Below are 20,736 nucleotides of genomic sequence, written 5' to 3'. Positions count from 1 at the left end.
TTCTTTCCTTACATGTACGGATACATCGGGAAACGGTCCGTCAGGCCGACGACCTTTTCACGCACCGCAGCCTCGACGGAGGCATTGCCTTCATCCGAATTTGCAACCTTCAGCCCGTCGAGAACCTCGACGATCAGCTTGCCGATTTCGCGGAATTCCGCTTCCTTGAAACCGCGCGTCGTGCCGGCCGGCGTGCCGAGACGGACACCCGAGGTGACGAAGGGCTTTTCCGGGTCGAAAGGAATGCCGTTCTTGTTGCAAGTGATGTAGGCGCGGCCGAGTGCGGCTTCCGCGCGCTTGCCTGTCGCGTTCTTCTTGCGAAGGTCGACCAGCATCAGGTGATTGTCGGTGCCGCCGGAGACGACATCTAGACCGCCTTCGATCAGGGTTTCGGCCAGTGCCTTGGCGTTCTTGACGACCTGTGCGGCATAGTCCTTGAACTCCGGCTGAAGGGCCTCACCGAAGGCGACGGCCTTGGCGGCGATGACGTGCATCAGCGGGCCGCCCTGGAGGCCGGGGAATACGGCAGAGTTGAACTTCTTCGCCAGATCCTCGTCATTGGTGAGGATCATGCCGCCACGCGGGCCGCGCAGCGACTTGTGCGTGGTGGTGGTGGCAACGTGGCAATGCGGGAACGGCGACGGGTGCTGGCCACCGGCGACGAGACCGGCGATGTGGGCCATATCGACCATGAGGTAAGCGCCGACTTCGTCAGCGATTTCACGGAAGCGCTTCCAGTCCCAGACGCGAGAATAGGCGGTGCCGCCGGCGAGGATCAGCTTCGGCCGGGTTTCCTTAGCCTTGCGCTCCACTTCGTCCATGTCGAGCAGGTTGTCGCCTTCGCGTACGCCGTAAGACACGACGTTGAACCACTTGCCGGACATGTTGACCGGGGAACCATGCGTCAGGTGACCGCCCGAGTTCAGGTCAAGACCCATGAAGGTGTCGCCCGGCTGCAGGAGCGCAAGGAACACGGCCTGGTTCATCTGCGAGCCGGAATTCGGCTGGACGTTGGCGAAGTTGACGCCGAACAGCTTCTTGGCGCGCTCTATCGCGAGTTCTTCAGCGATGTCGACGAACTGGCAGCCGCCATAATAACGCTTGCCCGGATAGCCCTCGGCATATTTGTTGGTCATGATCGAACCCTGCGCTTCAAGCACGGCGCGGGACACGATGTTTTCCGAGGCAATCAGTTCGATCTCGTGGCGCTGGCGACCCAGTTCCTTCTCGATCGCGCCGAAAATATCCGGATCGGCTTCGGCAAGCGGGCGGGAGAAGAAAGCATCTGTGTTCGACATGATGAAGGCTCCTGAAACAGTAATGCGATGGGGTCTTAGCGCCCTGCCCCGACAAGAGCAATACGAGCAGCGAGATTTGCCCGTCAAACTGCGACGTTGCGACGAAAAATGGCAGTTGTTTTTATGAAAAACAGGATGCGACAGAAAATAAAGACGGCGCTGCGATGATGCGCGGCCAAGCCACACACTCCCGTTGTCTCGGGCTTGTCCCGAGGATCTTCAATGCTTCTAATTCTACGAAAGGTGATTAGATCCTCGGGACAAGCCCGAGGATGACGGCGGAGGGACTGGCCGGCTTTCCAGCGATCACCTTTCCCTCCGCTCGCAATTCCAAGCGGCAAAAGTCAAATCAGTTGCGCGGCAGCAGATCGTCGTCCACGGCACCGGCCGGCTGTTCCATGCCCGCCGTCGTGTTCAGCGCCAGTTCGGCATTGCCGTCCTTGCCGTAGATATCGTCACGGAACTGAACCACGCCGTCCTTCGCCGACCATGCGGTGATGTACACGAAGTAGACGGGTACTTCCTGCGCAAGCTTGATCGGCGTGTTGACGCGCGATGCGATGACGCGTTCCATTTCCTGGCGCGACCAGCCGGGCGTGTCGCGCAGCAGCCACGACGTCAGGTCGCGTACGTTCTGCACGCGCACGCAACCGGAGGACTCGAAACGCATCAGCTTGTTGAACAGGCCCTGCTGCGGCGTATCGTGCATGTATTCGTTGTTCGGATTGTGGAAGTTGATCTTCGTCGAGGACATGGCGTTGATCTTGCCAGGGTCCTGGCGGAACATCAGGTTCGGTGCCTTCGGCGCGAACCAGTCCACCGTGGTCGGCGAGACTTCCTGTCCCTTGCCGTCGATAAGGCGGATGTTGTTCCGCTCCAGATAGGTCGGATCCTTCTGCATCAACGGCACGATGTCCTTTTCGACGATCGAGCGCGGTGCAGTCCAGTAAGGGTTGAGGATGACCTCGTAAATCTTGGAATTGATAACGTGCGTCGGACGGCTGGCGCGGCCGACAACGGCAGTGTTGCGCAGCACGACGCGTTCGTTTTCAACGGCTTCAATGGCGGCGGCCGGAATATTCACCATCAGGTGACGCTGACCGAGATCGCCGGACATGGACTGGATGCGCACGAGGTTGGTCTGCAACTGCGCGAGACGGATCTGCGCGGACACATTGAGAGCCTTGGTGGTGTATTCGCCGCTGACGCCGTCAGCCGGAAGGCCATGACGGGCCTGGAAACGCTTCAGCGCGCCATCGACATAGGAGTCGAAGGCGCTCGAAATGCCGGCTTCACGCGGCAAGTCGCCGGATACCATCAGTCGCTGACGCAGCGCCTGAACGGAGGGATCGGAGACGCCAATCTGCAGACGCTGCTGCGACGCCGGAACTTCCGGCCAGCCGCCATTCTGCACGATCTGCTGATATTGCATGATCGCCTGCTGCATATAGACAGGGGCTTCGCGGCCGAGAACCGGATTGTTGGAAACGACACCCACGGCCGAACGCGATGTGTTGGCGTCGAACTGGTCATCCCAATTGCCGCGGCGCGAAGAGCCCATGAGATCGTTAAGCGCGTTCTGCGCAAGGGCCGGCGCGGCGAGTGCTGCAACACCAACGGAAACGGCCGAACGCAGAAGCGTACGGCGCGATACGGAATCGGAAACGGATTTCTTTGTCATTCTACCTACCAGCCACTCTCTTCGGCATTCTCAACAATGCCTAAATCAATATGATTAACAAACACGTACAACGTGCCTGCCGGCCGGGATTACCCGATACGCATGATCAGGGTGCTGGTGTCTGGCAGTACAATCGGCACTTGCCGCAACAACAGGAGAAAAAGCCGGCTCCTTAGACTTGCGCGTCCCATATCAATATGGCCGATTCGTGTCACGGCCCTCTTCTCACGAAGCTGTGTTCCCCTGAAAAACAGGGCGAAGGCTTGTCGGATGGTCGGGCTTGACAGGTAGAAGAGCTTGGCGCCAGGGCATGGAATCCACAAGCCGGAAGCAAAGGATGCCCCCGGCTTAAACAGTGATACCGTCGCGGAATTACAGGCGGTAAGCGATCGAGTCGTTCCAGAAGCGATCAAGGCGCTGCAGCAGCTTGTTCATTTCGGAGAACTCGCCGGTGCCGATGCCGCCGACCTTTTCGATCGAGCCGACGTGGCGTTCATAAAGGCGAGCAACCGTTTCGGCGATTGCCTGGCCTTCTTCGGTCAGGCTGATGCGGACCGAGCGACGGTCGACACGCGAACGCTGGTGGTTGATGAGGCCGAGGTCGACCAGTTTCTTGACGTTATAGGAAACGTTCGAGCCCAGGTAGTAACCACGCGAACGAAGCTCGCCGGCGGTCAGTTCGGAATTGCCGATGTTGAACAGCAGCAGGGCCTGAACGGCGTTGACGTCGTCACGACCCTGACGGTCGAACTCGTCCTTGATGACATCGAGGAGGCGGCGGTGGAGACGTTCCACCAGGTGCAGCGACTCCATGTAGAGCGAGCGGATGGTATCTTCGTGTGCGTCGGCAACAACGGCCTGCGGCTTAACTTTGCTATTGATCATGACTGCCTCACTGTTTTGTTTGGCGGTGTGTTTGTTTGTCTCCCGCCTTGAGTGAGAACCTAATCAATGCGCATAAAATTCTACTTAAAAGCTACGATTAACAAATGGTTACCTGCATTTTCCCTGGAGGGCCCAACTTGTGGCGAAGCGGGAATGGCTAAGCCGCACTCCTTGTAAATCAATGACTTAGCAATAAAATTCAGCCTGAAATCAGGCCGAATTGCTTTATTCTTATGGTAAATCAATTCTTGCGCGTTCTTCATTCTGGCGCTGATCCAGCCAGAAAGCGACCAGGAATAGTATATAAATGGTTGCCACAAGACCGTGCATGACGGGCACCAGCGTGTTGGCGCCGAAGATATGCGGCCACACCTTATACATGGCGATCTGCGCGCCCGCCCCCATGACCCACATGACCGCGCCCCAGGAGGCACCGAGCCAGAGACCGAGGGCGGCAACCGGGAAAATGACGGCGAGCGCACTGCCTGCCACGCGCCAGGGAAGATTCAGCATATCGAAGCGTCCGTGGCCGCCCAGCGAATAGCCCGTCAACATCGCCCAATATTGCAGGCCGAACCAGAAACAGGACACCGCGACCAGTCTCATGAAGACCAGAAACAGGATTTCGGAAAGGGGACGCTTCGGCAGCGGTTGAGAATCAGGTTCCATGGCCGGAAGATACGGTCTCAATGGGCGGGCGACCAGTCCATATTGAATTCCACCATCTGCCTTGTCAAAGCATGATCGCGAGCAGGCGCCTCAATGAGGGAAGATTGTCGCATTCGCATGGGCCACGCTTCATGATATGCAGCTTTCGAAATTGGATCGAAGGACATTCTGACATGCAGGACAAAACGCATCTGGTCGACGAGATCACCGGCCATCGCCGCATGCGGCGCAATCGCAAGGCGGATTGGACGCGCCGTCTGGTGCAGGAGAACCGCCTGACCGTTGACGATCTCATCTGGCCGGTCTTCGTCGTGCCGGGCAGCAACATTATCGAGCCTATCCCGGCCATGCCCGGCGTCAACCGCATGAGTGTTGATCGGCTGGTGGAAGCGGCAAAGGAAGCGGCTTACCTCGGCATTCCCGCCATCGCCACCTTCCCGAATATCGAAATGGAGCTGCGCGACGAGACCGGCTCGAACGCGCTCGAGGCCAACAATCTCATCAATCAGGCGACGATTGCGGTTAAAAAAGCCGTTCCCAATATCGGCATGATCACCGATGTCGCGCTCGACCCTTTTACCAGCCACGGACATGACGGTATTTTGCGTGGCGACGAAATCGTCAACGACGAGACTGTGGATCAGGTCGTCAGGGCAGCGATCCTTCAGGCGGAAGCAGGCTCAGATATCATCTCCCCGTCGGAAATGATGGATGGTCGCATTGGCGCCATCCGTCGCGGGCTCGACGCCGCAGGGCACCAGAATGTCGGCATCATGGCCTATGCCACGAAATTCTCGTCGGGCTATTACGGGCCCTATCGCGAAGCGATTTCCACCGCTGGCTTGCTCAAGGGCGACAAGAACAGCTATTACATCAGCCCCGCCAATGGCATGGAGGCGATCCGCGACGCAGCACTCGACGTGGAGGAAGGCGCCGATATGCTGATGGTCAAGCCCGGCCTGCCCTATCTCGATATCTGCTGGCGGCTGAAGGAGAATTTCGGCCTGCCGACATTCGCCTATCAGGTCTCCGGCGAATATACCCAGATCAAGGCTGCGGCCATGAATGGCTGGATCGACGGCGAGCGGGTGATGATGGAAACGCTTCTCTGTTTCAAGCGTGCGGGCTGTGATGGCATTCTCACCTATTTCGCCATCGAAGCCGCACGCAAACTGGCGAAGGGCTGAGGCATCCACTTATTGTATTCGGTCGTTTGTTTCCCATATTGTCTGCTGACACGGCACTCATGCCGCGCTGTCATGCCCTCTCAGGAGAAAACGACCGATGAGCCTCGACCAGAACCCCACCTATGTCGCACCGGATGACTGGCGCGCCTATAGCGGCGTCCTGAGCCGGCGGGTCTTTGCGTTTCTAATCGATTACGCGATCGTTCTCCTCCTGTGTATCCCGGCTGCCGTGATTGTCTTCTTCCTCGGCATTATCACGCTGGGTCTCGGCTTCTTCCTTTATCCGGCGCTGTTCGTCATCGTCGCGGTGCTCTATTTCGGCATGACGCTCGGCGGCCCCTCGCAGGCCACCCCGGGGATGCGGGCGATGGGGATCGCCATGGCGCGCATGGATGGGCAGCGAATCGATTTTCTGCTTTCGACGGTGCACATCGTGCTTTTCTGGATCATCAACTCGGTTTTGACGCCGCTGATCCTGCTCGCAGGCCTGTTTACCGAACGCTCGCGCCTCGTTCACGACTTCCTTCTGGGCACCGTGATCGTCAGAACCCGCTAATATAGCGGAAAGCCGCGCAAACGCGGCTTTCAATGCTTACAATACCTCATCCCGCAGTTGACGTTTTCCGTCATTTTGCCATTCTGTGACATTATGCATGTCGCTTGAAGCGCTGCCGCCGGCCCCGTGAAATTGCGGCGCGCTTTCTAACAGACGCAGGAGGCGATCACGGTTCGATGAACACGCAGGCGACGCCCTCTCCCCAATTCTATCTTACGGCACCGGCTACATGCCCCTATCTGCCGAACCAGATGGAGCGGAAGGTCTTCACCCATCTGGTTGGCCCGCGCGCGGCGGAAATGAACGATCTTCTGACCCAAGGCGGTTTCAGGCGCTCGCAGAACATCGCCTATCGACCTGCCTGCGAAACCTGTCGCGCCTGTGTCTCCGTGCGCATCCTCACCGAACAGTTCCAGCCGACGAAATCGATGCGACGCGTTCTTGCCGCCAATAAGGATGTCGTCGCAACGGTGCATGCGGCCGAACCTTCCACCGAACAATTCGCCCTGTTTCGCCGCTACCTCGACCATCGGCACCAGTCTGGCGGCATGTCCGACATGTCGGCGCTGGACTATGCGATCATGGTGGAAGACACACATGTGAACACCCGCATCATCGAATATCGCGTGCGCGAACCCGGCTCCGGCATCGATTCCAGCAAGCGAGGAGAGCTGCTGGCCGTGGCGCTCAGCGACGTGATGAGCGACGGCCTGTCGATGGTCTATTCTTTCTTCAATCCCGAGCTCGAAAAACGCTCGCTCGGCACGTTCATGATCATCGATCACATCACCCGTACCCGCGCACTCGGCCTGCCGCACGTCTATCTCGGCTATTGGGTCGATGGTTCGGAAAAGATGGGCTATAAGACCCGCTACCACCCGCAGGAGCATCTGACGCCGCGCGGGTGGGAGGTTTATACGCCGGAAGAAGGGTAGCGCTCCTTTGACTCCGGAAATCGTACGTTGTGTACGAATTTCAGCCGTGTTATAACGAGTGTTATAACGGGAGCTGTCGCAATGAACATTACGATCCGCAAAATCGGTAATTCCGAGGGCATCATCATTCCAAAGGAAGTGCTTGATCGCATGGGTCTAAAGGCCGGCGACGCGCTTGAACTCAGAGAGACTGCCGGCAATATCGAACTCGTTCCCGAGCATGCGGAACTGAGAGAACAGCTTGAAGCCGCCCGGCGTGGTATGAAAAAGTACCATACGGCTCTGAGAGAACTCGCCAAGTGAGCAACATAAAGTGGCTCTCTCGTGTCGCCATAGAAGTTATACATCAAGAGCAGATAGCCGAACACGGTGGCTTGCTGGGCCTTAAGGATGAAAACGCACTTGAGGCAGCTTTGGCGCGTCCGTTGCACAAAGCTGCCTATGGAGAAGAGGAACCGCTGAAACTCGCCGCTGCTTATCTTTACGGTATAGCGCGCAACCATCCCTTTTCCGACGGTAACAAACGCACGGCTTTTCTGGCCGCTTACACCTTCCTTTTTATCAACGGACTTGAAGTCGTTGCCGAGCAAGCGGACATCGTGGCCTTTGTTCTCGATGTCGCTGCAGGTGAGATCGATGAGGACGGCGCATACCGTTTTCTCAAAGATCACGCTATCCCGCTCCATTGAACAAAAACGCCGCACATCTTTCCGATGCGCGGCATCTTTTCGATATCTGGTCGATGTCGGAGCGTTTACCCGCCAAACTTCCCGCTGCGTGGAAAGCCCTTCGGCACGGTGCGGCCCGCCGTTGCGCGGTCGGCTAGCCATTCGCGCAATTCTTCGCCGACCTTGTTGAAGAGACGTCCGGCCGTGTCGGACCAGCTCAGGCCATCCGCCAGAGCGAAGCACTTCACGTCCACCACACCGCCATCCTTGTAGCGCTGCAGGCGCACGCCCTTGCCGCGTGACATTTCCGGTATCTGCGCCAGCGGGAAGGCGAGCAGCTTGCGGTTTTCGCCGACGACAGCCACGTGGTCACCCGTGACCGGCACGGCGAGCTTGGCCTCATCAGGCATGGAGACATTCATGATCTGCTTGCCCTTGCGGGTGTTCGCGACCATTTCGCTTTCCGCCACGATGAAGCCGTTGCCGGCGGTGGAGACAAGCAGAAGCTTGCGTGACGGATCATGCACGAAGGCCGTCAGAATGTCCTGATCGTTCTCCATATCGACCATGATACGGATCGGCTCGCCATGGCCGCGCCCGCCCGGCAGCTTGTCGGCGCCGAGCGTATAGGCCTTGCCGCCGGTGGTCAGCAGCAAGAGCTTGTCGGTCGTCTGCGCCGGGAAGGCCAGCTTCGGGCCGTCGCCTTCCTTGAAGGTCAAGGTCGACGTGTCCGACATATGCCCCTTCAGCGCCCGGATCCAGCCCTTCTGCGAGATGACGATGGTGACCGGTTCCTTCTCGATCATCGCCTGCTGGATGGCTTCGATATCGGCATCCGGCGCATCCGCGAACTGCGTGCGGCGACGGCCGATCTCGGTTGCCTTGGCATATTTCTTTTTGACCTCGCCGATTTCCCAGGCAACGGTCTGCCACTGCTTCTCATCGGAGGCGAGCAGCGCTTCGATTTCGGCTTTTTCGCTGCTGAGTTCATCGAATTCCTTGCGGATTTCGAACTCTTCAAGCTTGCGCAAATTGCGCAGCCGCATGTTTAGGATGGCTTCCGCCTGATTGTCCGTGAGCGACCACTTGGCCATCATCACCTGTTTCGGCTCATCCTCTTCGCGGATGATGCGGATTACCTCATCGAGATTGAGATAAGCGACGAGCAGACCGCCCAGAATTTCGAGCCTGCGGTCGATGGCGGCGAGACGATGGCGGGAGCGGCGGACCAGCACGTCCTTGCGATGCGCCAGCCATTCGCTCAGCACCTCGTTCAGCGCCATCACCTTCGGCACCTTGCCAAGCGACAGCACGTTCATGTTGAGCGGCAGGCGGCTTTCAAGGTCGGAGAGACGGAAGAGCGATTCCATCAAAAGCGTCGCATCCACCGTACGGCTCTTCGGCACCAACACGATGCGGACGTCTTCGGCCGACTCGTCTCTGACGTCTTCGAGCAACGGCAGTTTGCGGGCGATCAGCAGTTCGGCGATCTTTTCGATCAAACGCGATTTCTGCACCTGGAAAGGGATTTCGGTGATGACGATCTGGTAACCGCCACGGCCGAGATCTTCCGTTTCCCACTTGGCGCGCACGCGGAAACCGCCACGTCCCGTCTTGTAGGCATCGAGAATATTCTCACGGCTTTCGACAATCACGCCACCGGTCGGCAGGTCGGGGCCGGGAATGAACTCGACCAGCTTTTCCACCGTCGCATCGGGATGCTTGATAAGATAAAGCGCTGCGTCGCAAAGTTCATGGGCGTTGTGCGGCGGGATCGACGTTGCCATGCCCACCGCGATGCCGGAGGCGCCGTTGGCGAGCAGATTGGGAAAAGCGCCCGGCAGGACAACCGGTTCTTCGTCTTCCTCGTTATAGGTGGCGCGGAAATCCACCGCATCCTCACCGATGCCTTCAAGCAGCAGCGCCGCAACCTCGGTCATGCGCGCTTCGGTGTAACGATAGGCGGCAGCGCCGTCGCCGTCGATGTTACCGAAATTGCCCTGCCCGTCCACGATCGGATAACGCTGCGAGAAATCCTGCGCGAGGCGCACCAGCGCGTCATAGACCGACTGGTCGCCATGCGGATGGAATTTACCGATCACGTCACCGACGATACGCGCGCATTTCTTGAAGGCCGAGTTGGGGCGAATGCCCATTTCACTCATGGCGTGAATGATGCGGCGGTGTACCGGCTTCAGGCCGTCGCGCACGTCCGGCAGCGCACGATGCATGATCGTGGACAAGGCGTAAGCGAGATAGCGCTCTTCGAGCGCCGCCTTCAAATCGACCGGATGAATATTATCGTCTCCGCCGGACGGAGGCACAAGATCTTTTCCCATGGTGCTTGACTAGCGGAAATGCCGATTCCCGGCAAGAAACACAGGGGCGTGCCCTGTGGATGAAAGCAACTCTTTCCTGCGGTTTTTTGTTAACCGCGCTGCAAATGCCGCAATGCCGCCGTCATGGGAATCGATCTAAATCCTATAGACCTTTGAATATCAGCGAATATAAGTATCACCATTAGCATTGAGACACGGAACGCATCCGTACGTTGAGGGAAGAAACATCATGAGACTGAAATCCACCCGGCAGGTTCTTTTCGCAAGCGCCGCGCTTCTTGCCCTTTCCGCGCCGGCCTTTGCGCTTGATGGCGGGGACGTGCTGAAGAAGATCAATGCAGCTTACGCCGCGCAGGGCGGCGAGATCGCCGCCGGCTCCGTCGCCGTCAACGGCTCGACGGTGACGCTGAACGGCGTGACCTTCAACGCGGCCGCCGATCCGGCCAAGAAAATCCCGGTCGGCAATATCACCCTTGAAGGGGTCGAGGAAAACAACGGCGGTTACAAGATCAAGAACGCCCGTTTCGACAATATCGACTACAAGCAGGAAAATGTGGAGATCAAGGCAAGCGACATCTACATGTCTGGCCTCGTCATTCCCGCTGACGCCACCACCGGCACCGTCGATGCGCTGATGTTCTACGACGAAGCCCATAGCGGCCCAATTTCCGTTTCCGTCGACGGCAAGCAGGCTTTCTCGCTTGAGGAGACCAGCGCGACGATGTCGGTGAGCGATGACAAGAGCTCTATCGGTTTTGAACTGGACGCATCCGGCTTCAAGGCCGATCTCAGCGAAGTCACTGATCCCGCAACCAAAGACGCGATCGAGAAGCTGAAGCTGCAGGCGCTCTCCGGCGACATGACCATGAGCGGCAGCTGGGAAGTTGCTTCCGGCACTGTTGATGTCGAGGAATATGCCATCGATCTCGATGATGTCGGCCGTCTCAACATGTCGTTCGGTTTCTCCGGCTACACGCTTGCCTTCATCAAGTCGATGCAGGAAACGGTGAAGGCGCAGGCTGCCAACCCGAACAAGGAACAGGCCGACCAGGCGGCAAGCCTCGCCATGCTCGGCCTGATGCAGCAGCTCTCCTTCGTCAACGCCGAAATCAGCTTCGAAGACGCCAGCATCACCAAGCGCGCGATCGACTATGCGGCAAGCCAGCAGGGCATGACGGGCGATCAGCTTGCCCAGACCATCAAGGGCATGGCGCCGATCATGATGGCGTCGCTCAACGTTCCGGAATTGCAGAACATGGTGTCGGCGGCGATCAACACCTATATCGACAATCCGAAGAACTTCTCGATCACGGCAGAACCGGAAAAGCCGGTCCCCTTCCCCATGATCATGGGCGCTGCGATGGGGGCGCCGAACACCCTGCCGAAAATGCTCGGCGTGACGGTGACGGCAAACGAATAAGACAACAAAGCCCCGGTCATTGCACCGGGGCTTTTTTTTGCGCATGTCGCGGATGCGTCGAGGCGGATTGGAAGACGCGTTATCGCTCTTGAGCTTTGCTAGAACTTCAATCGCTCACGAAAGAAAACGAACGCAACCGCCATTCCTGTGACGACGCCGACGACGACATCCACGAAACGCACGAAACCGGCAAGCTGCGGCCCCATCAGCAGCACGAGCATGGCCGAGGCTCCGGCCTGTATCGGCACGACCGGCGGCAGACCGAACATCGATGCTAGAATCATGGCGATGAAGGTTGCTGAGGCCAAACGGATTTCGGCGAAGTCATGCGGAACGAAAAGTGCTATTTCGCCGACAAGGATGCCGATTGTAACACCGACCAAAAGACCAAGGCCCTGGCGGACGTGGCTTGGAATGCCCGGGGCGAGGCAGATCAGCGCGCTGATGGCGGCAAAGACCGGCTGGCTGTGGCCAAGCCATTCACGCGCAATCCAGAACGCAAAAGCGGCCGCAAGTGCGGCCGCCAATGCACGGGTGAAGGCTGCGCGAACACGTTCGAGCAGCGTCTTCAACACGATCAGTCTTTCTTCGACGGAACGACGCGCAGCGCCAGTTCGCGGAGCTGCGTCGGCGTTGCCGGCGACGGCGCGTTCATCAGAAGGTCCTGCGCCTGCTGGTTCATCGGGAACAGCGTGATTTCGCGCAGGTTCTTCGCGCCGACCAGCAGCATGACGACACGGTCGATACCGAATGCGCAACCGCCATGCGGAGGCGCGCCGTACTGGAACGCGCGATAGAGACCGCCGAAGCGCTCTTCAACGTCGGTCTGCGACAGGCCAACCTTTTCGAAAGCCTTGACCATCAGCTCAGGCGACTGGTTACGGATCGAGCCGGAGGCGATTTCGAAGCCGTTGCAGACCGCGTCATACTGGAAGGCCTTGATGGAGAGCGGATCCTGGCCCTCCAGCGCTTCCAGACCACCCTGCGGCATGGAGAAGGGGTTGTGGGCAAAGTCGATCTTCTTTTCTTCTTCGTTGTATTCGAAGAAGGGGAAGTCGACGATCCAGCACATTTCGAAGCGGTCGCGGTCGATCAGGTTCAGTTCGTCGGCGGCGCGAGTGCGCGCCTCGCCGGCAAACTTGTAGAACTTGGCGGGATCACCGGCAACGAAGAAGCAGGCATCGCCAGCCTCAAGGCCGAGCTGCTGGCGCAGCGCCTCGGTGCGTTCCTCGCCAATGTTCTTGGCAAGCGGGCCGGAACCGCCAACCTTGCCGTCCTCTTCCTTCCAGAAGATGTAGCCGAGGCCGGGCTGGCCCTGAGACTGGGCCCAGGCGTTCATGCGGTCACAGAACGCACGCGAACCGCCGGTCTTGGCCGGGATTGCCCAGACCTGTACCTTCGGGTTGGAGGCGATCATGTTCGCGAAGACCTTGAAGCCCGAGCCATCGAAATGCTCGGTCACGGCCTGCATGACGATCGGGTTGCGCAGGTCCGGCTTGTCGGAACCATATTTGCGGATCGCCTCATCATAGGGAATGCGCGGCCACTCTTTCGTCACCGGCTTGCCTTCGGCAAACTTTTCGAAGACGGCCGTCATCATCGGCTCCATCGTGGTCCAGACATCTTCCTGGGTCACGAAGCTCATTTCGACGTCGAGCTGGTAGAATTCGCCCGGCAGGCGGTCGGCGCGCGGGTCTTCGTCGCGGAAGCACGGCGCGATCTGGAAGTAGCGGTCGAAACCCGCCACCATCAGAAGCTGCTTGTACTGCTGCGGCGCCTGCGGCAACGCGAAGAACTTGCCTTCATGAATACGCGACGGCACGAGGAAGTCGCGCGCGCCTTCCGGCGAGGAGGCCGTGAGGATCGGCGTCGTATATTCGGCAAAGCCGGCATCGGCCATGCCGGTGCGCATGGCGGAGATGATCTGCGTGCGCTTGACGATGTTCTTGTGCAGCGTTTCGCGGCGCAGGTCGAGGAAGCGGTACTTCAAGCGAACGTCTTCCGGATAGTCAGGCTCACCGAAGACCGGCAGCGGCAGTTCCTTGGCGACGCCGAGAACCTCGATTTCCTGGGCGTAAAGCTCAATCTCGCCGGTCGCCATGCCCTTGTTGACGGTGTCTTCGGAACGCGCCTTGACGAGGCCGTCGATGCGGATGACCCATTCGCCGCGCACGGTTTCCGCAACCTTGAAGGCCGGGCTGTCGGGATCGGCGACCACCTGGGTGATGCCGTAATGGTCGCGAAGGTCGATGAAGAGAACGCCGCCATGATCTCGCACGCGGTGAACCCAACCGGAAAGGCGAACGGTTTCGCCGACGTCGGACTTGCGGAGAGCGGCACAGGTGTGGCTGCGGTAACGATGCATTTTTTTATCCTGGAACGTGTCGTGGGCCCGTTGGAGGCCAGATGGGCGGCACTGTCGAAATTTGCCGGAAAAGCGCATGGCCAGCCCGATTTGTCAAGGCAAAGCGCAACAATGTCGCCTTCAGCCTGTCCTTTCCCCCGCCTTGGCTTTAGATAGTGCTTATTCAGCCCGCCAAACCGAGTCGGCCCGCAATGAGCCAGATCAGACCTCTCATCCCGCTTCTCGTCACCGCCGGCATCCTGATCGGCGGCAACGGCCTGCAGGGAACCTATATTGCCCTGCGCGGCATCTCCGAAGGTTTTTCCGCCAGCACCATCGGCGTCATCAGCGCCGCCTATAGCATCGGATTCGCACTCGGCTGTATTTCGGTAACGCGACTACTGCGCAAGATCGGCCATATCAGAACATTCGCGACCATGGCGGCGGTCGCCTCGGCCGCTTCGATCGCCATGCCGCTCATCATCCACCCCCTGTTCTGGATGCTGATGCGTTTCGTCATCGGCATTGCCGTCGCCTGTCTTTTTGCGGCCATCGAAAGCTGGATCAATGCGCAGGTGACGAATTCCAATCGCGCGCGCACGCTTTCCATCTATCGTTTCGTCGATCTCGGCTCCGTGACGCTGGCGCAATATGTCATTGCCGTGATGGGGGTCGAAGGCCCGGTGGTGTTTTCGCTGATCGCGATAGCGCTCGTGCTGTCGCTGGTGCCGATCTCGCTTGCCGACAAGTCCAACCCTGCCCCGCCGAAGCAGATTCCCTTCAACCTTTTCGCCGTCTGGCGCATTTCCCCGCTTGCCGTCGTCGGTTGCGTGGCGGTCGGCCTCAGCATGGCGGCCTTCCGCAATATCGGGCCGATCTACGCCGAGCAGATTGGCTTTTCCGTCACCGCCATCGCCACCTTCATGAGTGCGGGCATTATCGGCGGTGTGGTGCTGCAATATCCGCTCGGCGTTTATTCCGACCGCTACGACCGGCGCATTATCATTCTCGCCACCACCGCCGGCTCTGTCGTTGTCGGCCTCTTTCTGGCTTTCTTTGCCGGCACGGATGAATGGAGCAATATCATTGGCGTCTTCATCTTCGGCGCGTTTGCCCTGCCGCTTTATTCTCTGAGTTCGGCGCATGGCAACGACCACGCGAAGGAAGGCGAACACGCGATGATGTCGGCTGGACTGCTGTTCTTCTGGTCTGTCGGAGCGACGGTCGGGCCGCTTCTTGCCTCGGTTCTGATCGATCATTTCGGCCCGAAGGCGCTGTTCAGCTATACCGCCGCGATCCAGATCGTTTTCATCGCCTACACCATATATCGGTTGCAGGTGCGTGAAGGCGTTCCCGTCGAGGAGAGGAACTGGCGGTTCAGTTCGCTGTTGCGCACCTCGGCCTATTTTCAGAAGCTTGCCGCCCCCAACCCACCTAAAAAGGATGGGCCGGAGCCTAATCTGCCTGAGAAAAACGATCCATAAGCCTTGAAAAGCGGGCTTTGTATTGACATGCGCCCGGCAAAGGGAAAGTAAGACGGATAATTTTCACGAGTGGCCATTTGCAATGATTGAAACGACTGCCGCCCTCGCCGAAGCCTGCACGGAACTGGCGAAATCGGAATTCATTACTATCGACACCGAATTTTTGCGGGAAACAACCTTCTGGCCGGAGCTGTGCCTCGTACAGATGGCGAGCCCGACGCTTGAAGTTCTGGTCGATCCGCTGGCCAAGGGCATCGATCTGACGCCGATGTTCGAACTGATGGCCAATCCAAATGTCGTGAAGGTTTTCCACGCCGCACGGCAGGATATCGAGATCATCTACCATCTCGGCGGCCTCATTCCGCACCCGATCTTCGATACGCAGGTTGCCGCCATGGTCTGCGGTTTCGGCGATTCGATCTCCTACGACCAGCTGGTGCAGAAGATCAAGAATGTGCAGATCGACAAATCCTCGCGTTTCACCGACTGGAGCCGCCGTCCGCTGACCGAAAAGCAGCTGGATTATGCGCTGGCCGACGTGACCCATCTGCGCGACGTCTATCTGGCGCTGAAGGCGCAGCTGGAGCGTGAAGGCCGCTCGCTGTGGCTGACCGAAGAGATGGACATTCTGGAATCGCGCGATACCTACGACATGCACCCTGACGATGCGTGGCTGCGGCTGAAATCGCGTTTGCGCAAGCCGACGGAACTCGCCATTCTCAAATTTGTCGCCGCATGGCGCGAACGGGAGGCGCGGTCGCGCAACGTGCCGCGGTCGCGTGTCCTCAAGGACGACGGAATCTTCGAAATTGCCCAGCAGCAGCCGAAGGATGCCGAGGCGCTGTCGCGGCTTCGCACCATTCCCAAGGGTTGGGAACGGTCCGCCTCCGGTACCGCCATCATCGAAACGGTGAATGCAGCGCTGGCGCTGCCGAAAGAAGAAATGCCGAAAGCGCCGCGCCACAGCCATGCGCCGGAAGGCTCCGGCGCCGCCGTGGAGCTTTTGAAGGTTCTCCTGAAGCTGACGGCGGACAAGCACGGCGTCGCCGCCAAGGTCATCGCCAATAGCGACGATCTCGACAAGATCGCCTCCGAAGGTGAAAAAGCGACCGTTGCGGCGCTCACCGGCTGGCGGCGCGAGCTGTTTGGCGATGTGGCGCTGAAACTCATCAATGGCGAAGTGGCCCTGCGTTTCGCCGGCAAAAAGGTTGAGGCCGTGGAGGTTGCGGCGGGCGAGCCGTAACCGCCCGCCTTTCTCACCCCAATTTTGCCCGCATCGCGTCCCATTTCTTTGGAGATGGTTGCGCGATTTGAGGGTCTTGCCATGAAACCTGCCCGCACTCTGCTGCTCGCCGCGCTCTTCGCGGCGGCAGGCATTCTCCCCTCTCTTCCGGCCCGGGCCGCCGAAGACAAGGTTGATCTTCAGGGTGAATGGACCACCGACTGCCTGAAGATCGGCAAGAACAACCGCCACGGCATCATCACGCACATCACCATCCGCGATAATCGCATGCATGCGGTGTCACAGATTTACGCCCGCAATGGCTGCCAGCGGCCGACGGTGCAGGTGCGTTACGAGGGCACACTGGATGGCGGCCTGAAAGATCAGGACAGCATGCTCTTTGCCCACACCATGACCTCGATCACCATGACGCCGAATGACGACGATGTCGTCGAACACTATATCCGTGACCCCAAAGGCATGGGCTGTGGCCTGAGCGGCTGGAAAAAGAACATTGCCCTTGAAGTCGATGGCCGCACCTGCGCCGCCATCACCTTCGCCCGCAAGGGAGACACCCTGTTCGACCGCGCCTGGATCGATGGCGATACGCTTCGTTTCGCCGCCTTTCCGGTCAAATGGTCGAACCGCACGCCTGACGACCGGCCACAATCTCCGCTTGAAACCGTCTATTACAGAACATCCTATTAGAAGTGGCGCGCCAACGGCGGGCGTTTGCGGCAACGGCGCAACAGCCTTACCAATCCTTCATGCGACCTTACCGATCGCTCACTTTTTGCAGCGCTTTTTCCACACTAATGTCGCATATGACCTGAACAGAAGCTTTGCCCGAGGAGAGCGCGGGGCGTTCTTTCCGAGATCATAATCGACATGAGAAAATTGCTGCCCATTCTGGATTACGTGGTCCTCTTCGTTGCCGTTGCCGGCGCCGGAGTTGCCTACGCGTTCCTGGAATACGGCGGCGGTGCGCTGATTGGAGCGACCTATGCGCTCTTTGCCTGCGCGCCGATTCTCGCTTTCGAACGCGGTTATATTCTACCTGGTCTGTCCCGACAGGTGAGCGCTTTGCCGACACCGGCCTATATTGCTGTTGGCCTTCTCATCTACGCCATTCTCGTTTTTTGTGGGTTCGGGCTTGGCGGCACGATCCTATGGCTGAGTGGGATCTTTCCCGGCACCTGGAAGCGTGCAGTTCATGCCGAAGTGCAGACGTTGATCTTCACGCTGATCGTCTGCGGCATCATCGTTTTCATCATGCGGGTGCGCGAGCTTCTCGGCCGCGATATCTTCATCGACCTCATTCTTGGGCGCTATCGCCGTCCGGTCAGCGAAGACCGCGTCTTCATCTTCATCGACCTCGTCGGCTCCACCTCATTTGCGGAAACCAATGGCGATCTGAAGGCCCAGGAATTTCTGGGCGAAATCTTCGCGAGTTATGCCGCGCCGGTCAGAAGGCATGGCGGCGTCATCGACGATTACATTGGCGATGCCGCCATCATCACCTGGCCTTATCACATGGCGATAAGGCGGGCGGCCTGCGTGCGCTGCGTGTTCGATATTCTGGCAACCATCGAGGAGAAACGCGACACGTGGCTTTCCCGTTTCGGTGAAGTGCCGCGCCTGCGTTTCGCCATCCATGGCGGGCCTGTCATCACAGCCGAAATCGGTGTCGATCACCACAAGATCACCTATTTCGGCGACACGGTGAACACCACTTCAAGGCTCGAATCGCTGAGCAAGATGCTCGGTCATCCCGTGCTGATTTCCGCCGATCTCGCCCACCAGCTTGTGCTTCCGAAGGGCGTGCGCAGCGAATATCTCGGCGAACATGCGGTGAAGGGCCGTGGCCAGACGCTCGGCGTCTGCACGCTCAGCCAATATCAGCCCCCCGCCGCATAGGGGCAACGGTACCGGCAAGCCATCGGCCGATAGCGGCCGTCATGAAATTTCATCAAAGCTTCAAACGGCAATCACCTGCCTGTCATGCGGCGACCCTATCGCGTCAATCCTGTCTTCAACAGGTATTGAGAGGGGTCTCCATCATGAAGCACATTCTTTTTGCATCCTGCGCCATCCTTGCGCTTGCCACCGCATCGCACGCGGCAGAGCAGGAGTTTCCGGCAAAGCTGGTCTCCCACGCCATTCTGCCGGCAGACACCATCATTCCGGCGCCCGCCGATGCACCTGAACATCTCAAGACCTCCGCCAAGTTCACCACCGCCGACCGCAAGCGCGCGGAAGGTCTCGGCACCGTGCCCGGCAAGGACGGCGTACGACTGACCGGTCTTTCCATGCCGTTCAACGGTCAGGCGATGCAGGGTTTTTCTGGCATCAAGGCGATGCCCGACGGCAGCTTCTGGAGCCTTTCCGACAACGGTTTCGGTTCCAAGCTCAACTCCAGCGACGCCATGCTAATGCTTCACCATCTGAAGTTCGACTGGGACGCCGGCAAGGTGAACGCGCTTGAAACCGTGTTCCTCTCCGACCCCGACATGAAGGCGCCCTTCCCCATCGTCCTCGAAGGATCGAGCAAGCGTTACCTGACGGGCGCCGATTTCGACGTCGAATCCATTCAGCCGGTTGCCGATGGTTTCTGGGTTGGCGAGGAATTCGGCCCCTACATCCTGAAATTCACCCGTGACGGCAAGCTGACTGACGTGATCTCCACCAAGGCCGGCGACATCGAGGTGAAGTCTCCCGATCACCCCACCCTGGCCCTGCCTGGCAACCCCACGCAGAAGATGCCGGCCTTCAACCTGAAACGCTCGGGCGGTTATGAAGGCATGGCACTCTCCAGGGATGGCTCCAAGCTCTACGGCCTTCTGGAGGGCCCGCTTTACATGGCCGACGGCCAGGTGGAGAAGACCGAGGACGGCGCAACCGCGCTGCGCATCATCGAACTCGACATCGCCAAGAAGGAATGGACCGGCCGCACCTGGCTTTATCCGCTGGCGCAGGGTGGCGAAGCCATCGGCGATTTCAACATGCTTGATGACGCGACCGCTCTCGTCATCGAACGCGACAACGGCGCCGGCACCGCCGACAAGGCCTGCGCCGACCCGAAGAAGCCGGAAGCGAACTGCTTTGCCGTGCCTTCCAAGGTGAAGCGCATCTACAAGATCGAATTTAATGACGCCAATGTCGGCAAGGCCGCGCGCAAGATCGGCTATATCGATCTCTTAAAAATCTCCGACCCTGACAACAAGAAGCGTCAGGGCGGCGGCAACGGTTATTATGACATGCCTTTCGTCACCATAGAGAATGTCGACCGTGTCGATGCCACGCATATCATCGTCGGCAATGACAACAACCTGCCCTTCTCGGCCGGCCGCGCGCTCGACAAGGCTGACGATAACGAATTCGTCCTGCTTGAGGTCAAGGATCTGCTCGACGCGAAATAAGACCCACGCTGCCGCCAATCGCTTTGGCAGCGGCGAGTGACCCGACGGAGCGCCCGGCAGACCAGTATCTGCATGGCGCTCCGTTCCGATTCGCCATACTTCAACGGAAACATGCTTGCGGAAAAGAAGACGTTTGATGCAGGATCATGCAGAGAGACTTTATTACGCCCTGAAGAAAAGCTGGTCGGGTGAGACCAGCAACCTTTGGTCACGCGACAACCCCGCAAAAGGGCAAGGCAGCGTCACCGCGCTGGTGGTTCAGGATATCTTCGGCGGCGAGCTTGCCAAGACCGCTGTCAGCGGTGCGGAGCATTTCTACAATATCGTCGAAGGCATTCGCTGGGACTTCACCTTCTCTCAATTCGATATTCCAATCGGTTATCAGGACCGGCTCGCCAGCCGCACGGAAGCCATGGCGACGATAACGCCGCTGCAATATGCCTATCTCAGCGCCTGCATCCGGAAGGCACTGGGGCACGGCTGAACCGGTTGCGATGCAGGTCTGCGCCATTGCCGTTTCGATCCACGTGGCCGGACATGGTGGCGAGCCATCGCGCCATGTTTCAGGACCACGATCTCAATCTTTCCCGTAAAGCGGACACAATCCATGCGATAATATCGCTTAGCGA

At 58.9% G+C, this 20,736-nt stretch carries 19 protein-coding genes; 12 read left to right on the top strand and 7 right to left on the bottom strand.

Translation table 11 applies throughout. The features are described from left to right. Nucleotides 1-8: 8 nt before the first annotated feature. The 4 genes from glyA to ACFVTJ_RS08765 all read right to left on the bottom strand — a co-directional run bounded on the left by glyA (nt 9) and on the right by ACFVTJ_RS08765 (nt 4,533). Entirely contained in the window at nt 9-1,298 is a 1,290-nt protein-coding gene (gene glyA / locus ACFVTJ_RS08780) for a serine hydroxymethyltransferase (RefSeq protein WP_386906437.1), read from the bottom strand. Between the two features lie 349 nt (nt 1,299-1,647). Then, a complete protein-coding gene (locus ACFVTJ_RS08775) occupies nt 1,648-2,979 on the bottom strand; it encodes a murein L,D-transpeptidase (RefSeq protein ID WP_386906435.1) in 1,332 nt (443 codons plus the stop codon). 372 nt (nt 2,980-3,351) lie between these two features. Continuing rightward, the gene (gene ldtR / locus ACFVTJ_RS08770; protein WP_169539083.1) at nt 3,352-3,861 is read right to left on the bottom strand and encodes a transcriptional regulator LdtR; all 510 of its coding nucleotides are present in this window, start codon (nt 3,859-3,861) and stop codon (nt 3,352-3,354) included. A 234-nt stretch (nt 3,862-4,095) separates the two neighbouring features. Continuing rightward, nucleotides 4,096-4,533 (bottom strand): DUF6163 family protein, encoded by a 438-nt coding sequence (locus ACFVTJ_RS08765; protein WP_386906433.1) that lies wholly within the window; start codon nt 4,531-4,533, stop codon nt 4,096-4,098. Nucleotides 4,534-4,706: 173 nt separating this feature from the next. On the opposite strand from ACFVTJ_RS08765, the gene hemB reads away from it, so the two are divergent. The 5 genes from hemB (at nt 4,707) to ACFVTJ_RS08740 (ending at nt 7,900) form a co-directional block, all read left to right on the top strand. Continuing rightward, a complete protein-coding gene (hemB, locus tag ACFVTJ_RS08760; RefSeq protein ID WP_386906431.1) occupies nt 4,707-5,720 on the top strand; it encodes a porphobilinogen synthase in 1,014 nt (337 codons plus the stop codon). Between the two features lie 97 nt (nt 5,721-5,817). After that, entirely contained in the window at nt 5,818-6,276 is a 459-nt protein-coding gene (locus ACFVTJ_RS08755; RefSeq protein WP_386906429.1) for an RDD family protein, read from the top strand. A gap of 176 nt (nt 6,277-6,452) precedes the next feature. Further along, on the top strand, nt 6,453-7,211 hold the full coding sequence (locus tag ACFVTJ_RS08750; RefSeq protein ID WP_386906427.1) for an arginyltransferase: 759 nt from the start codon (nt 6,453-6,455) through the stop codon (nt 7,209-7,211). Between the two features lie 81 nt (nt 7,212-7,292). After that, nucleotides 7,293-7,514 carry an AbrB/MazE/SpoVT family DNA-binding domain-containing protein gene (locus ACFVTJ_RS08745; protein ID WP_059752528.1) on the top strand — a complete coding sequence of 74 codons (222 nt, stop codon included), beginning with the start codon at nt 7,293-7,295 and terminating at the stop codon, nt 7,512-7,514. After that, nucleotides 7,511-7,900, top strand: coding sequence for a type II toxin-antitoxin system death-on-curing family toxin (locus ACFVTJ_RS08740; protein WP_386906426.1), 390 nt, complete (start codon nt 7,511-7,513; stop codon nt 7,898-7,900). The genes ACFVTJ_RS08745 and ACFVTJ_RS08740 overlap by 4 nt, the downstream gene beginning before the upstream one ends. Before the next feature lie 65 nt (nt 7,901-7,965). Here the strand turns inward: ACFVTJ_RS08740 and parC are convergent, their stop codons facing one another. Continuing rightward, the gene (gene parC, locus ACFVTJ_RS08735; protein ID WP_386906424.1) at nt 7,966-10,218 is read right to left on the bottom strand and encodes a DNA topoisomerase IV subunit A; all 2,253 of its coding nucleotides are present in this window, start codon (nt 10,216-10,218) and stop codon (nt 7,966-7,968) included. Nucleotides 10,219-10,447: 229 nt separating this feature from the next. Here parC and ACFVTJ_RS08730 point away from each other — a divergent pair, with 229 nt between their 5' ends. Further along, entirely contained in the window at nt 10,448-11,638 is a 1,191-nt protein-coding gene (locus tag ACFVTJ_RS08730) for a hypothetical protein (RefSeq protein ID WP_386906422.1), read from the top strand. Between the two features lie 98 nt (nt 11,639-11,736). Here ACFVTJ_RS08730 and ACFVTJ_RS08725 read toward each other — a convergent pair whose 3' ends face one another. Together ACFVTJ_RS08725 and aspS are read right to left on the bottom strand one after the other, a co-directional pair. Beyond that, on the bottom strand, nt 11,737-12,213 hold the full coding sequence (locus tag ACFVTJ_RS08725) for an FUSC family protein (protein ID WP_386906420.1): 477 nt from the start codon (nt 12,211-12,213) through the stop codon (nt 11,737-11,739). 2 nt (nt 12,214-12,215) lie between these two features. Continuing rightward, on the bottom strand, nt 12,216-14,003 hold the full coding sequence (gene aspS, locus ACFVTJ_RS08720; RefSeq protein ID WP_004441151.1) for an aspartate--tRNA ligase: 1,788 nt from the start codon (nt 14,001-14,003) through the stop codon (nt 12,216-12,218). A 191-nt stretch (nt 14,004-14,194) separates the two neighbouring features. On the opposite strand from aspS, the gene ACFVTJ_RS08715 reads away from it, so the two are divergent. The 6 genes from ACFVTJ_RS08715 (at nt 14,195) to ACFVTJ_RS08690 (ending at nt 20,591) form a co-directional block, all read left to right on the top strand. Continuing rightward, on the top strand, nt 14,195-15,466 hold the full coding sequence (locus ACFVTJ_RS08715; protein WP_386906418.1) for an MFS transporter: 1,272 nt from the start codon (nt 14,195-14,197) through the stop codon (nt 15,464-15,466). A gap of 82 nt (nt 15,467-15,548) precedes the next feature. Continuing rightward, a complete protein-coding gene (gene rnd / locus ACFVTJ_RS08710; protein ID WP_386906417.1) occupies nt 15,549-16,709 on the top strand; it encodes a ribonuclease D in 1,161 nt (386 codons plus the stop codon). An 81-nt stretch (nt 16,710-16,790) separates the two neighbouring features. Beyond that, nucleotides 16,791-17,396 (top strand): hypothetical protein, encoded by a 606-nt coding sequence (locus ACFVTJ_RS08705; RefSeq protein WP_386906416.1) that lies wholly within the window; start codon nt 16,791-16,793, stop codon nt 17,394-17,396. Between the two features lie 180 nt (nt 17,397-17,576). Beyond that, a complete protein-coding gene (locus tag ACFVTJ_RS08700; protein WP_386906414.1) occupies nt 17,577-18,605 on the top strand; it encodes an adenylate/guanylate cyclase domain-containing protein in 1,029 nt (342 codons plus the stop codon). 143 nt (nt 18,606-18,748) lie between these two features. Continuing rightward, a complete protein-coding gene (locus ACFVTJ_RS08695) occupies nt 18,749-20,107 on the top strand; it encodes an esterase-like activity of phytase family protein (protein ID WP_386906412.1) in 1,359 nt (452 codons plus the stop codon). A 136-nt stretch (nt 20,108-20,243) separates the two neighbouring features. Further along, nucleotides 20,244-20,591, top strand: a complete 348-nt coding sequence (locus ACFVTJ_RS08690) for a hypothetical protein (protein WP_386906410.1) — start codon at nt 20,244-20,246, stop codon at nt 20,589-20,591. Nucleotides 20,592-20,736 lie beyond the last annotated feature (145 nt).

Origin of the sequence: Agrobacterium sp. NPDC058088 (assembly GCF_042885035.1) — a bacterium.
In the GTDB taxonomy this organism is placed as follows: domain Bacteria; phylum Pseudomonadota; class Alphaproteobacteria; order Rhizobiales; family Rhizobiaceae; genus Agrobacterium.
This window is presented reverse-complemented; position numbering and strand designations above follow the sequence as displayed.

What these genes read in the sequence shown, in the direction of transcription:
- ACFVTJ_RS08700 (WP_386906414.1), top strand. Translation starts at nt 17,577, where the DNA reads ATGAGAAAATTGCTGCCCATTCTGGATTACGTGGTCCTCTTCGTTGCC.
- parC (WP_386906424.1), bottom strand. Translation starts at nt 10,218, where the DNA reads ATGGGAAAAGATCTTGTGCCTCCGTCCGGCGGAGACGATAATATTCAT.
- aspS (WP_004441151.1), bottom strand. Translation starts at nt 14,003, where the DNA reads ATGCATCGTTACCGCAGCCACACCTGTGCCGCTCTCCGCAAGTCCGAC.
- ACFVTJ_RS08705 (WP_386906416.1), top strand. Translation starts at nt 16,791, where the DNA reads ATGAAACCTGCCCGCACTCTGCTGCTCGCCGCGCTCTTCGCGGCGGCA.
- glyA (WP_386906437.1), bottom strand. Translation starts at nt 1,298, where the DNA reads ATGTCGAACACAGATGCTTTCTTCTCCCGCCCGCTTGCCGAAGCCGAT.
- hemB (WP_386906431.1), top strand. Translation starts at nt 4,707, where the DNA reads ATGCAGGACAAAACGCATCTGGTCGACGAGATCACCGGCCATCGCCGC.
- ACFVTJ_RS08730 (WP_386906422.1), top strand. Translation starts at nt 10,448, where the DNA reads ATGAGACTGAAATCCACCCGGCAGGTTCTTTTCGCAAGCGCCGCGCTT.
- ACFVTJ_RS08690 (WP_386906410.1), top strand. Translation starts at nt 20,244, where the DNA reads ATGCAGGATCATGCAGAGAGACTTTATTACGCCCTGAAGAAAAGCTGG.
- ACFVTJ_RS08775 (WP_386906435.1), bottom strand. Translation starts at nt 2,979, where the DNA reads ATGACAAAGAAATCCGTTTCCGATTCCGTATCGCGCCGTACGCTTCTG.
- ACFVTJ_RS08745 (WP_059752528.1), top strand. Translation starts at nt 7,293, where the DNA reads ATGAACATTACGATCCGCAAAATCGGTAATTCCGAGGGCATCATCATT.
- rnd (WP_386906417.1), top strand. Translation starts at nt 15,549, where the DNA reads ATGATTGAAACGACTGCCGCCCTCGCCGAAGCCTGCACGGAACTGGCG.
- ACFVTJ_RS08695 (WP_386906412.1), top strand. Translation starts at nt 18,749, where the DNA reads ATGAAGCACATTCTTTTTGCATCCTGCGCCATCCTTGCGCTTGCCACC.
- ACFVTJ_RS08715 (WP_386906418.1), top strand. Translation starts at nt 14,195, where the DNA reads ATGAGCCAGATCAGACCTCTCATCCCGCTTCTCGTCACCGCCGGCATC.
- ACFVTJ_RS08755 (WP_386906429.1), top strand. Translation starts at nt 5,818, where the DNA reads ATGAGCCTCGACCAGAACCCCACCTATGTCGCACCGGATGACTGGCGC.
- ACFVTJ_RS08750 (WP_386906427.1), top strand. Translation starts at nt 6,453, where the DNA reads ATGAACACGCAGGCGACGCCCTCTCCCCAATTCTATCTTACGGCACCG.
- ACFVTJ_RS08765 (WP_386906433.1), bottom strand. Translation starts at nt 4,533, where the DNA reads ATGGAACCTGATTCTCAACCGCTGCCGAAGCGTCCCCTTTCCGAAATC.